Source organism: Paraburkholderia fungorum, from assembly GCF_046027215.1.
GTDB classification, from domain to species: domain Bacteria; phylum Pseudomonadota; class Gammaproteobacteria; order Burkholderiales; family Burkholderiaceae; genus Paraburkholderia; species Paraburkholderia fungorum_D.
The window spans coordinates 1,505,549-1,518,147 of record NZ_JAQQEN010000002.1 but is presented as its reverse complement, the minus strand read 5'-3'; the positions used below and the strand labels follow the sequence as shown (position 1 = coordinate 1,518,147).

At 63.9% G+C, this 12,599-nt stretch carries 12 protein-coding genes and 1 pseudogene; 6 read left to right on the top strand and 7 right to left on the bottom strand.

The genetic code is table 11. From position 1 onward, the window contains the following. Window positions 1-50 precede the first annotated feature (50 nt). From PQR27_RS39420 to PQR27_RS27350, 3 genes and pseudogenes are all read left to right on the top strand, one after another. Window positions 51-212, top strand: coding sequence for a TnsB C-terminal domain-containing protein (locus PQR27_RS39420; protein WP_494471438.1), 162 nt, complete (start codon window positions 51-53; stop codon window positions 210-212). Between the two features lie 34 nt (window positions 213-246). Further along, window positions 247-348: pseudogene (locus tag PQR27_RS27355) on the top strand (TniB family NTP-binding protein); the annotation flags it as partial. A 669-nt stretch (window positions 349-1,017) separates the two neighbouring features. After that, window positions 1,018-1,983: a peptidoglycan DD-metalloendopeptidase family protein gene (locus PQR27_RS27350; protein ID WP_408526728.1), complete on the top strand. Its 966-nt coding sequence runs from the start codon at window positions 1,018-1,020 to the stop codon at window positions 1,981-1,983. Window positions 1,984-2,309: 326 nt separating this feature from the next. Here the strand turns inward: PQR27_RS27350 and PQR27_RS27345 are convergent, their stop codons facing one another. Next, a complete protein-coding gene (locus tag PQR27_RS27345) occupies window positions 2,310-2,708 on the bottom strand; it encodes a hypothetical protein (protein ID WP_408526727.1) in 399 nt (132 codons plus the stop codon). Between the two features lie 455 nt (window positions 2,709-3,163). Here PQR27_RS27345 and PQR27_RS27340 point away from each other — a divergent pair, with 455 nt between their 5' ends. The 3 genes from PQR27_RS27340 to PQR27_RS27330 are packed head-to-tail and all read left to right on the top strand — an operon-like array spanning window position 3,164 to window position 7,158. Next, window positions 3,164-3,619: a (2Fe-2S)-binding protein gene (locus tag PQR27_RS27340; RefSeq protein ID WP_408526726.1), complete on the top strand. Its 456-nt coding sequence runs from the start codon at window positions 3,164-3,166 to the stop codon at window positions 3,617-3,619. Window position 3,620: 1 nt separating this feature from the next. Then, window positions 3,621-5,855, top strand: coding sequence for a xanthine dehydrogenase family protein molybdopterin-binding subunit (locus PQR27_RS27335; protein WP_408526725.1), 2,235 nt, complete (start codon window positions 3,621-3,623; stop codon window positions 5,853-5,855). Between the two features lie 22 nt (window positions 5,856-5,877). Next, window positions 5,878-7,158 carry a c-type cytochrome gene (locus tag PQR27_RS27330; RefSeq protein WP_408526724.1) on the top strand — a complete coding sequence of 427 codons (1,281 nt, stop codon included), beginning with the start codon at window positions 5,878-5,880 and terminating at the stop codon, window positions 7,156-7,158. Window positions 7,159-7,260: 102 nt separating this feature from the next. Here the strand turns inward: PQR27_RS27330 and PQR27_RS27325 are convergent, their stop codons facing one another. The 6 genes from PQR27_RS27325 to PQR27_RS27300 all read right to left on the bottom strand — a co-directional run bounded on the left by PQR27_RS27325 (window position 7,261) and on the right by PQR27_RS27300 (window position 12,595). Further along, a complete protein-coding gene (locus PQR27_RS27325; RefSeq protein WP_408526723.1) occupies window positions 7,261-7,917 on the bottom strand; it encodes an amino acid ABC transporter permease in 657 nt (218 codons plus the stop codon). A 2-nt stretch (window positions 7,918-7,919) separates the two neighbouring features. After that, window positions 7,920-8,666, bottom strand: a complete 747-nt coding sequence (locus tag PQR27_RS27320; protein WP_408526722.1) for an amino acid ABC transporter permease — start codon at window positions 8,664-8,666, stop codon at window positions 7,920-7,922. 64 nt (window positions 8,667-8,730) lie between these two features. Then, window positions 8,731-9,555 carry a transporter substrate-binding domain-containing protein gene (locus PQR27_RS27315; protein WP_408526721.1) on the bottom strand — a complete coding sequence of 275 codons (825 nt, stop codon included), beginning with the start codon at window positions 9,553-9,555 and terminating at the stop codon, window positions 8,731-8,733. Between the two features lie 107 nt (window positions 9,556-9,662). Beyond that, window positions 9,663-10,736: an ABC transporter ATP-binding protein gene (locus PQR27_RS27310; protein WP_408526720.1), complete on the bottom strand. Its 1,074-nt coding sequence runs from the start codon at window positions 10,734-10,736 to the stop codon at window positions 9,663-9,665. 36 nt (window positions 10,737-10,772) lie between these two features. Then, complete coding sequence (locus tag PQR27_RS27305; protein WP_408526719.1) at window positions 10,773-11,645, bottom strand: ABC transporter permease; 873 nt, start codon at window positions 11,643-11,645, stop codon at window positions 10,773-10,775. Beyond that, window positions 11,642-12,595, bottom strand: a complete 954-nt coding sequence (locus PQR27_RS27300) for an ABC transporter permease (RefSeq protein ID WP_408528317.1) — start codon at window positions 12,593-12,595, stop codon at window positions 11,642-11,644. Before PQR27_RS27300 ends, PQR27_RS27305 begins: the two co-directional genes overlap by 4 nt. Window positions 12,596-12,599: the final 4 nt, after the last annotated feature.

The following is a 12,599-nucleotide window of genomic DNA, read 5'->3' as shown; positions in this document are numbered from 1 at the left end:
CGCAGTCGGGCTCTTGGAAAAGGTTGCGAGGTGCAAGCACAGGAATAGGCGTGTCATCCGCATGCCGCTTGGCGGCCGCCACTGACAATGCGGCCGAATTCAAGAGCAGGGCGCTTCGCAGTGGGTGTCGGGAATTTGGCATGCACCTCATGTATCGTCCAGTCGGGCGTCCTCATTTCGGTGGTCACATCGAGCGGCTGAACCGCTCCTGATGGAGCGCGTCCGAGGCCTGCCGGGGGCAACCCCGTGGCAATGCAGATGCCACCGACCCCGGACCAGCATCGATTCTATTCGGGCTTACTGTTCGAGCTAGGCGCCCCTCATAATGCCGCGCCACGCTACTCAGCGACCTGGAACTCGCGCAGTTCGCGAATTATCTGCGCGCGACGTGGGGCGGCCAGCAGGCCGACGTGACGGCGGATGCGGTGAAAGCATTACGATAGACATCACGATCAACGCATGACGCGTCTGCGTCGCAATCCGGGCGCTTGAGTGCGCCCGCCATCGCTACTTTTCAATCCGCGCTCTCCGCCGCGGCGACCGGCCATTCAAGTTTGAGCGGCGCCCTGCCGTTAAAGCAAACGTTGTCACGCGCTCGCCAAGAGCAGCCGTTGTCGAACCTGGCGCACCGATGTGCAGCCGGTTCAACAATGCGCCGACCATCGGCATACCTGCGGATGCGCCAGAGCACGTGCGGCAGCATTCGCGCTACCGCGCGTAAGGTTTGTATCAGGATGTTCGAGGCGGGCGTTTTTTTGCAAAACGCACTTTACAATTCCGCTTGAATTTTAATCGGTAATCTGGCCCTTTTCACGGGAGATTGCCTGTTTTCGGGCAGTTGAGCGTCTGCGACGCCGGCGAGGAGTGAAGGGCCGGATTGAACGGCAGAGCATGGGTGAGCGCCGCACGAGGCGGCCTCGCCGTGTCGCGAGCAAGCGCCGCGCGTCGTACGAACGCGCGCCTTGTCCGCGACAGGGCGGCACCCCGGCTCGCCAACGAATACGCCAGGAGTCGGGCATGTCCGGAAAACGTTTCGACAGAAAAATGATGGCCAGTCTGGTTGGCGTGTGGGTCGCGCTGGCAGTCGGCGGTTGCGCGAATGTGGGGCAGCAGGGCGCCCAGACTGGTGCGGCATCGGGTGCTTCGGGTGTGCCTGCGGCGGCCGCGCCAGCGTCCGACGCGGCAGCGCAGATCGGCGCCAACGAAGGCACGCCGCTGAAGAAGTCGCCGCCGTTGGTGTATCGGGTCAAGCGTGGCGACACGCTGGCGCGTGTCGCGCAGCATCATCATTGCACCGTCAGGCAACTGCAGGCATGGAATGGTCTCAAGCCGTCTTCGCGCCTGAGGTTGGGCCAGGTGCTGCATGTCGCGTCGCCGGAAACAGTGCGGGCGGTTAATGCGGCGAATGCAGCCAATGCAGCCAATGCGTCAGCGGCGAAGGCTGCTGCCGTATCCGCACAGGTGGCGCCGTCGGTGGCTCAGGCTTCACCCTCGACGATGACTACGACGGCCGCAGCGACAGCGGCGGCAACACCCGCAGCGGCACAGTCTTCTGCGCCTGACGCTGCGCAGGCGCGCGAAGTCGCACAGCAAACCATGCGACACGCGAATGGCGTCTCGCTGGCGTGGCCGGCGGGCGGCAGCGTGGTCGAAAGCTTCCAGGCGGGCGAAACGCGCGGTATCGAGATCGGCGGCAAGCCGGGAGATCCGGTGCGGGCCGCAGCCGACGGCAGGGTGATGTACGCCGGCATGGGCCTGAACGGCTACGGCAGTCTGATCATCGTGCAGCACAACAAGGATTTTCTGACCGCCTATTCCCACAACCGCAAACTGCTGGTGAAAATCGGCGACATCGTGCGGCAAGGGCAGCAGATTGCTGAAATGGGCGACGAAAACAACTCGCGCGTATCGGTGGGCTTCGAGTTGCGCCGCGACGGCAAGCCAATCGATCCGATGCCCTATTTGCCGCAAGGGCGCGGCTAGCCACGCGATGAACGTCTCCCGCAGAAGCTCACCGTTGTTTTATTCAGCAAAGCCAGGGATTTTTGCTCGCTGCGGCATTCGATCGAAAAATGCGCGACGCCGGTTCAGCGGACTCTTACAGATCGAGCACAAATTGCCTTCAAACAGGGGCTGTTTGTGTCGGCTGAATTCTCAAAGCCTGGCAATCGGCGTTTGCACGCCGAATCTGTTGTCGAGCAGACGATGTTTTCCCGCTCGAACTACGCGTTTTGCAATGGTGAGGAAATGCGGGAGCCGAAGGCATTTTCGCCGCGAATCGTTCGCGGCGGCATGCGATCAAATCGGCGCTACTTCGACTGAATGCCGCGCAGCAGCTGGGAGACCTGGCCGTGATGATGCAGGATCGCCGGATCGGCCTGCAGCAGCGGCAGATAACGCGGCAGGAAGGCGTTCTCGGGCTGGTCGGGAGAAAACAGGCCGGTAACGCCTTCGACCGCGGCCAGCCGGTCGGCCGCCTCGGCTTCCTTGTCGTCGAGAATCTCGTCGACGTTCGCGATCACGGTGGAAAGCGGCGTAAGCCAGCGAAACGCCGAACCGTTGATCAGCACCTGCAGAAAGGCGGCCGGCGTTACCGGGCCGAATTCCTTTTCATAGACCGCGCGCTCGTGATCGAGTATCGCCTTATGCAACGCGAGCAGTGGCCGGCGAATCTCCGAGAGGAATTGAGTGCATTGCTGGTCGTTCATTGTGGCGCTCCTTTCGGATAGTCAGGCTGGATCAGACCGGGCGATCGGATCAGATGATCGAATCAGATCAGAGCCATCCTAACAAAATCGCCCGGCGGCGAATCAGGAAGAATTCTTTCACCGCGCTGATTGCATTCGTCGAAGCCGGTGAACCCATGATAGTGCCTTGATTTGCTTGCCGTTTCAAACGGCGCACAGACACGGCACACGCAACGGCGGGCTGCGCGCGTGCGTGAACCAGGGCAGCTAGCGGGCGAACTTTTTTCCGCGCGACTACAATTTCCCAGTCCATTCCGGCGCACTCGCGCTGCGCATCTTTTTCCGCTTCAGTGATACCTCAGTCGTATTGCGTATTAGCACGGCTTGTCGAATAAACCTGGCAAGTCTTTGCGTTTTGGTTCGACGTCCCCGTCTAAACAGGCCAATAAACAATAATCCCCCATCCGGAGCCGCCTATGACAACGCTTAACATCAACGGCCAGACTCATACCGTCGACGCCCCACCCGATATGCCTCTCCTATGGGTATTGCGCGACCTCGTCGGCCTGACCGGCACCAAGTTCGGTTGCGGCATCGCTCAATGCGGCGCCTGCACGGTGCATCTCGACGGCGTCGCGGTGCGCTCCTGCGTGCTGCCGGCGGCCGCGGTCGGCGAGCGGAAAATCACGACTATCGAAGCCGTAGGTAATACACCCGCTGGCCAGAAGGTGCAGCAGGCGTGGCGCCAACTGGATGTCGTGCAGTGCGGGTACTGCCAGTCGGGGCAGGTGATGTCGGCAGCATCGTTACTGGCGAGCAACCCCAATCCGACTGACGCGGATATCGACGCCGCCATGGCCGGCAACATCTGCCGCTGCGGGACCTACCACCGCATCCGCGCGGCAATCAAGCAAGCCGCGAAGGGAGCCTGACATGTCCCGAGGATTGCTCGATGCACAAAACGGCGCACAGCCCACAAAGAGCGGCATCTCGCGGCGCACGTTCCTGAAGTTCGGCGTGACAGTGGGCGCGGCGACGGGCGGCGGCTTGCTGCTTGGCTTCAGCATGCAGGCGGTCAGCCAGGATCAGAAGGCCGGCAAATCGGTCATCGGCGGCGACGGCGACGAAACGCCGCCAGGCGGCGTGTTCGCCCCGAATGCATTCATCCAGATCGACACGGCCGGCAAGGTCACGCTGGTGATTCCGAAGGTCGAAATGGGCCAGGGCGTGTACACGTCGATTCCGATGCTGATCGCGGAAGAGCTCGAAGTGCCGCTCGATTCGGTAACGCTCGACCACGCGCCGCCCAACGAAAAGCTCTTCATGGACCCGCTGCTCGGTGGCCAGCTCACCGGCGGTTCAACTTCGATCCGTTATGCATGGGAGCCGATGCGCCGCGCGGGCGCCACTGCGCGGACGCTGTTGATCAGCGTGGCCGCGCAGCAGTGGCAGGTCGATCCGGCGAGCTGTCATGCGCAGGCCGGACAGGTGATCCACGCGGCGAGCAATCGCAGCATCGGTTACGGCGCGTTGGCCGAAGCCGCCGCCAAACTGCCGGCGCCGCAAAATGTGCCGCTGAAAGATCCGAAGGATTTCAAGCTGATCGGCACGGCCGTAAAACGCCTCGACTCACCGGAGAAAGTGGACGGCACTGCCGTGTTCGGCCTCGACGTGCGCGTGCCCGACATGGTCTATGCGGCGATCGCGAACTGCCCGGTGTTCGGCGGCACGCTGGCCAGCGTCGACGATAGCAACGCGAAGAAGATCCCCGGAGTGCGCCAGGTGGTCAGGCTCGATAACGCGGTCGCCGTGATCGGCGATCACACGTGGGCAGCCAAACGCGGCGTGCAGGCGCTCGATATCAAGTGGAACGAGGGCGCGGGCGCGACGCTCTCGACGAAGCAGATCGTCGACGATCTCGCCAATGCGTCGCAGCGCAACGGCGCGGTCGCGCGCAAGGACGGCGACGTCGGCAACGCATTTTCAAACGCGAAGACCCGCGTCGACGCGGTGTATCAGCAGCCGTTCCTCGCGCATGCCACGATGGAACCGATCAATTGCACGGTCCATGTGCGCCCGGATGCCTGCGAAGTCTGGCTCGGCACGCAGGTACCGACGCGGGCGAGGGATGCGGCCGCCGCGGTGACCGGCCTGCCTGCCGACAAGATCATCGTGCACAACCATCTGCTCGGCGGCGGCTTTGGCCGGCGGCTCGAATTCGACATGGTCACGCAGGCGGTCAAGGTCGGCAAACAGGTGGCGACGCCGGTCAAGGTGGTGTGGACGCGCGAAGAAGACATCCAGCACGACATGTACCGCCCGTACTACTACGACAAGATCTCCGCCGGGCTCGACGCGAATGGCAAGCCGCTCGCCTGGCAGCACCGGATTGTCGGCTCGTCGATCCTCGCGCGTTTCGCGCCGCCCGCCTTCAAGAACGGCCTCGATCCGGACGCGGTGGAAGTCGCCGCGGACTTGCCGTACGACCTGCCCAATCAACTGGTTGACTATGTGCGCCAGGAACCGCACGCGATTCCCACCGCGTTCTGGCGTGGAGTGGGGCCGACGCGCAGCACCTTCGTGGTGGAAAGTTTCATCGACGAACTCGCGGCGCAAGCGAAAGTCGATCCGGTCAAATATCGCCAGGATCTGCTCGGCAAAACGCCGCGCGCGCTGAACGTGCTCAATGTCGCCGCGCAGGCGGCGAACTGGGGCAAGACGCTGCCGAAGGGACAAGGGCGCGGTGTGTCGCTCATGCACGCGTTCGGCAGCTTCTTTGCAATCGTGGCGGATGTGACGGTCGATAACGGCGAAGTGAAGGTGAACCACGTGGTGTGCGCGGTCGATTGCGGGATGGCGGTCAATCCGAACACCATCGAAGCGCAGGTGCAGGGCGGCATCATCTTCGGCATCACGGCGGCGCTTTATAGCGAGATCACGATCAAGGACGGCCGCGTCGAGCAGAACAATTTCACCGACTACCGGATCTTGCGTATCGACCAGACACCACCCGTCGAAGTGCACATCGTCAAGAGCAGCGAGGCGCCCGGCGGCATTGGCGAACCCGGCACGGCGGCGCTCGCGCCCGCGCTGACCAACGCGATCTTTGCGGCCACCGGCAAGCGGCTGCGGCAATTGCCGGTCGGCAGCCAACTGCAATCCGCCTGACAGCTTTGCATGGGAGCCCGAGATGAAAAACACACTGAAGGGTGTCGGCGTGGCGTTATGCGTGACGCTGCCAATACTGACGCAAACCGCCGCGCACGCCGCCGATCAGGCGCTGGTGCAACGCGGCGCGTATCTGGCGAAGCTCGGCGATTGCGTGGCATGCCACTCGGCGCCAAAGGGCAAACCGTTCGCGGGCGGTTTGCCGATGACCACACCGATGGGCCAGATCTACACCACCAACATCACGCCCGACCCGCAAACCGGGATCGGCGGCTACACGGAAGAGGACTTCGCGCGAGCCCTGCGCGAGGGTGTCGCGAAAGACGGGCACAACCTCTATCCGGCGATGCCGTATCCGTCCTATGCCAAGGTCAGCGACGACGACACGAAGGCGCTATACGCGTTCTTCATGAACGGCGTCGCGCCCGTGCAGCAGGCCAATCGTGAACCGGATATCAAATGGCCGATGAACATGCGCTGGCCGTTGAAATTCTGGAACATGGTGTTCCTCGAGAAGGGCGTCTATCGGGACAAACCGGGCAAGGACGTGGCGTGGAACCGCGGCGCGTATCTCATCCAGGGGCTGGGGCACTGCGGCTCGTGCCACACGCCGCGCGGCATCGCCTTCCAGGAGAAAGCGCTCGACGAATCGGGCAGCGCGTTCCTGACCGGCGGTGTGCTGGACGGCTGGTTCGCCGCGAACCTGACCGGCGAGCATAACGTCGGTCTTGGCCGCTGGAACGAACAGGATCTGGCCGCGTTCCTGAAGACGGGCGCCAATCGCCACGCCTCGGCATTCGGTTCGATGACCAGCGTGATCAACAACAGCACGCAGGCCATGAATGACGCCGACGTCGCCGCGATGACGACGTATCTGAAGTCGTTGCCGCCAGCGGGAGGCAGCGGCGCGGCGCCGTATGCGTACGATCCGCAAGCCACCAAAGTGTCGCTGAACCGTCCCGCGAACGATGCCGGTGCGCGCGTCTATACGGCGTACTGCATGCACTGCCATGGTGTCGATGGACGCGGTTTCGCGCCGATGCTGGCGCCTCTCGCAGGCAATCCGAACGCGCTGGAGAAGGACGCGTCGTCGCTGATCAACGTGACGCTGAACGGCACCGGTGACCTCGTGATCGGCGGGATTCCCGCGCCGTATCCGATGCCGAAATACGCGCCGGTACTCAACGACCAGCAGATCGCCGATGTGCTGAGCTTCGTGCGGGCCGGATGGAATAACGGCGCACCGGCGGTGAGTGCGGCCGAGGTGGCGAAGCTGCGCAAGTCGACGCAGGCGGCCCGCTAGCCGCTACACGCGCAGACCAGCAAACGGGCACACGGGCAAAAAGAAAAGCGGCAACCGCGCATTACGACGGTTGCCGCTTTTTCCATTTTCAGGCGCTGCGGGCTAGCGATGGTGGCCCACCTTCTGCCGCTTTTCCAACACCCGCGCGTACCACGTCAACGGGAAGCACATGGCGAAGTAGATCATCGCGACCATGCCGTAGATCGGGAATGGCCGGAATGCGGCGTTGGTAATCATCGTGCCGGTCTTGGTCAGTTCGGTGAAACCGATGATCGACGCGAGCGCGGTGCTCTTCACCACCTGCACGAGAAAACCGACGGTTGGCGCGACGGCGATTTTAAGCGCCTGCGGCCAGACGATATAGCGCAACTGCTGACTGAAGGTCATGCCGAGACTCGCGCCCGCGGCCCACTGGCCGCGCGGCACCGCTTCGACACAACCGCGCCAGATATCGACCAGATAGGCGCTGGTGTACAGCGTGAGCGTGACGGCCGCCGCCATCCACGGCGAAACATCGACACCCAGCAGCGGCAGCCCGAAGAACGCCAGAAACAGCTGCATCAGTAGCGGCGTGCCCTGAAAAATTTCCACGTACACCACGACGATGCGGCGCAGCCACGCGATCGGCGACACGCGCATCGTCAGCAGAATCAGTCCGACGATGCCGCCGCCGACAAACGCAATCAACGACAGCAGCACCGTCCAGCGGGCGGCGAGCAACAGATTGCGGGCGATGTCCCAAAGCGTGAATTCGACCATGATCAGCGCTCCGTCGGCAGGGTGCGGGCGCCGCGCCACATCAGGCGGGTGCGCCAGTTACGCGGCGCGCTGTTCGAACCCCGCGCGAGGCGGCCCGCGAACAGTCCGCGTCCGAGCCGGTTGAGAATTTGCCGCAGCACGATCGACAGCAGCAGATACGTTGCGGTGATGATCAGGTAACTCTCGAATGAGCGGAAATTGCGCGACTGGATGAAGTTCGCCGCGTAGGTCAGATCGGGCACCGAGATCTGCGACACGACCGCCGAGCCGAGCATCACGATCAGCACCTGGCTCAGCAAGGCGGGAAACACATTGGCGATCGCCTGCGGCAGCACGACATGGCGGAACACCTGCCGGCCATGCAGGCCGAGCGCCTGCGCCGCCTGCACCTGGCCGCGCGGAATCGAATCGATGCCCGCGCGCACGATTTCGATCGCGTAGGCGCCGAGATTGACGGTCATGGCCAGAATCGCGGCCTGCACTTCGTCGATATGAATGCCGAGACTCGGCAGACCGAAGAACACAAAGAACAGCTGCACGATGAACGGCGTATTGCGGATCAGCTCGACGTAGCTCGCCACTATCCAGCGCGCCCATTTCGGCCCGGCCACCGCAATGCTTGCGCCGGCGATGCCGAGCACGCCGCCAAGCAGGGTGGACACGGCCGTCAGCCCCAGCGTGACGGCGACGCCGCGCGCGAGCATCCCCGCATAGAGGCCGAAGCCGCTGAAATCGAACACATAATTCATGGCGTGCGGTTCATCGTGAGGTCATCCGGTGCGAGCCGGCTTTGCCGGTCCGCGCAGAAAAGGTTCAGAGGTCGGCCGGCAGCGGCGCCCGCAGCCATTTCTGCGAGATCGAATTCATCGTGCCGTCCTTGCGGGCCTTGGCAATCGTTTCGTCGACCTTCTGCTTCAGGCGCGGCTCGTTCTTGTTCAGACCGACGTGATCCGGCGAGCTGAACAGCGCAAACTTCTGCTCCGGATCGTTGGCCGGATGACGCGCGAGGATGGTTGCCCCGACGTCGTTGCCGACCACCATCAACTGTACCTGACCAGAAAGAAACGCCGAAATAGCGCCGTTAGGATCGTCGAACCGTTTGATGGTCGCCGTGGGCGGCGCGATCTTGGTGACGCTCAGGTCTTCCAGCGTGCCGCGGGCGACCGAAACCGACTTGCCGGCCAGGTCGGCGGCGTTCTTCACGGGCAGCGATTTCGGGCCGAAGACGGCGAGGTAGTAGGGCGCATACGGCTGGGAGAAGTCGATGACCTTTTCGCGCTCCGGTGTCTGTCCGACCGACATCAGCATGTCGGCCTTATGGTCGGCGAGGTAGGCCATGCGGTTGTCACCCGTCACCTGTACGAGTTCGACCTTCGCGTTGAGCGCACGGCCGATCAGGTTGGCGACGTCGATGTCGTAGCCCATCGGCTTCATGTCCGGGCCGATCGAGCCGAACGGCGGGTAATCCTCGAATACGCCGATGCGCACCGTGCCGGATTTGGCGATGGTGTCGAGCGCGTCCGCGTGGGCGGCCGGCGCGAAGGCGCACAGCGCGCCGAAGCCGGTGAAAACCAGCGCGGCGGCGAGCGTCGCGAACACGCGGCGAGCGCTCGATTGGGCAACTTGGGGCTGATTCATGGTCTTTCCTCTGTCGAAAATGTCGGTATTGGAATGGGTTTCAGCGGGCGCGCTTCGATGGCGCGCTTGAATGACGCGTTTCAATGACGCGTTTCAGCGACGCGTCGTCAATGAGCAACCCGTGCGGCGATCAGCTTGCACGCGTGCGCCGGCAATTCCGCGAGCACCGGCATGCCGAGCGTGAGGCCGGGCGTTTCGCGCGGCGTGGTCGCGGCTGTCAGCGTGAAGCCGGCACAGTCGATGGTCGCTTCGAGCGACGCGCCGACGTCGCGGATAAATGTCACCGTGCCGGCGAGGCGGTTCTCGCCCGCCGCTTCAGACGCAGGCTTGACGCACACGTCTTCCGGCCGGATCAGCAGACGGATATCGCGAGTGGATTCCGGTACGCGTGCCGTTTGGGCCACGGCAATGCGCCGTCCGCCCGGCAGGCTCACGGCGCCGACGCCGTCGTAGGTGACCGGCAGAATATTGCCCAGCCCGATGAAGTCGGCGACAAACTCGCTCACCGGATCGCGGTAAATATCGAGTGGCTTGCCGACCTGGGCGATATGGCCTTTTTCCATCACCACGATCTCGTCGGCCATCGTCATTGCTTCGCGCTGGTCGTGCGTGACCATGATCGTGGTGATGCCCAGACGCTGTTGCAGCAGGCGAATTTCCACCTGCATGGCTTCGCGCAGTTTGGCGTCGAGCGCGGAAAGCGGTTCGTCGAGCAGCAGCAGCTTCGGTTGCGAGGCAATCGCGCGGGCAATCGCCACACGTTGCCGCTGCCCGCCGGAGAGTTGCGTGACGGGACGGTTCGCCATATGCGGCAACTGGATCAACTCCAGCAATTCGGCGACGCGGCGCGTCTGCGCCTCTTTCGCGGTCTTGCGCAGCTTCAGCGGATAGGCGACGTTCTGCGCCACCGTCATGTGCGGAAACAATGCGAGCGACTGGAACACCATGCCGAAGTCGCGCTGATTCGCCGGCAGGTGGGTGATGTTGCGGCCGGCAAACTGGATGCTGCCCGAGGTGGGTGTTTCCAGCCCGGCGATCATCCGCAGCAGCGTGGTCTTGCCGCAGCCGGACGGTCCCAGAAAGCACACCAGCTTGCCGTCGGGCACGCTCAGGTCGATGTTGTCGACGGCATAGGCCGCGTTGAAGCGCTTGGTCACGGCCTGCAAGGTCAGATGGGTCATCGAATGCTCCAGCAAGAAGGCATCATCACAGTGCGATCAAAGCGCGACGCCTTCGTCGCCGATCAGCTTTTCCAGCAGCCAGATCAGCGCGAAGTCGATCGCGACGATGAACACCGCGAAACAGAACACGGTCGGATCGAGCGAGGACACCGTGCGGCTGTAGAGCCACACCGGCAGCGTCATCGTGTCGATGCCGTAGAGAAAGAACGTCACGGTGAATTCGTTGAACGAGACGATGAACGCGAACAGCATGCCGGCGAGAATGCCGGGGCGCATCAGCGGCAGGATCACGTCGATCAGCGCGCGGCCTGGGCTCGCGCCCATCACGCAGGCGGCTTCCTCGAACTCGGGGCCGATCGAGGCAACCGAGGCCGCGCAGTTTTTCACGGTGAACGGCAGCGCCAGAATCACATGCGCGATGATCAGGCGGAACACGCCCAGTTCGATCGGCAGCATGTTGAACACCAGCAGCAGCGACAAGCCGAGCATCACCAGCGGATAGACGAGCGGCAGCGCCACCAGTTGTTCGACCGCTGGTTTGCCGCGAAACCGGTAGCGGCTTAACGCGTACGCGGCGGGCACCGAGACCAGCGTGGCAATCACCATGGTCGAGAGCGCGACGATCAGACTCGTGCTGAGCGCGGCGCCCATCGACAGCGAATCGCTTGCGTCCGGCGACACGAAGCTGTGCCATGCCGCGCGATACCAGTGCAGCCCGTATGCGTGCGGCGGGAATTCCAGCGTGTCGGCCGCGCTGAACGACATGGTGATCATCGTCAGGATCGGCAGCGCGGCGAGAAACAGCACGATCGCGGCCAGCAGGGCGGCGGCCTTGCCGAGCTGGCCGGGCATCGTCATCGGTAGGCGCGGCATGCGCGGCAGGCGCGCGGGTTGAATCGGCGTGCTCATGCGTGGGGCTCCTCGGCGAGGCGTTGGGTACGGCGCACGAGGCGCTGCGAGAGCGCCATCACGGTGAGCGTGGCAACCATCAGCACAACGCCCGATGCGGATGCGGCCGGCCAGTTGAGCAGCGGCGCCACCTGGTCGTGCACCAGCACGGCGAGCATCGGCACACGGCGTCCGCCGAGCAGCAGCGGTACCGCGAACGCGCTGGCGTTGTAGGCGAACACCAGCAGCGCGCCCGATACGAGACCGGGCATCGCGAGCGGCAACAGCACGTGACGCAAGGTTTGCCAGCGCGTCGCGCCGAGCGTGGCCGCGGCTTCTTCATACGAGCGTGACACCGCGCGCATCGCGCTCGATAGCGGCAGCACCGCCAGCGGAAACGCTGTCTGGATCAGACCGAGCAACACGCCATGCTCGCGGTACAGCCACATCACCGGACGCTGCACGAGGCCGCTGGCGAGCAGGGTGTGGTTGAGCAAACCGGCCGGGCCGAGGATGATCAGCCAGCCGTAGCCCTGCAGCAGCAGGTTCACAAGCAGCGGCAGCAGCACGCCCGCGAGCAGCAGCCGCCGCGCGAGGCGCGATTCGGTGCGCGCCATCGCCAACGCGACGGGTATCGCCAGCAGCACCGCGCAGATCATGCTTTGAAAGGCGAGTTTCAACGTGAGCCACAACGACTTCAGAAAATAGCCGTCGACGAGGTCGGCGTAATTTTGCAGCGTGAAGCCGCGCCATTCACCGCCTTGCGTGCCGAAACTCATCCGCAGCACCACCAGCGCCGCGGCGCCGAGCACCGCGAGAAACAGCAGGATCGGCGCAAGCAGCAACCATGGCCGGGCTTGCTCCAGGGCGGAGGTGGGCGGCGCGGACGCGGGCTCGTCGGGGACGCCGGAAGGGGCCCCCGACGCCGCGTTCGAAGCGGCGGAAGCACGCCGCGAAAAGCGCGCGAGCATCGTC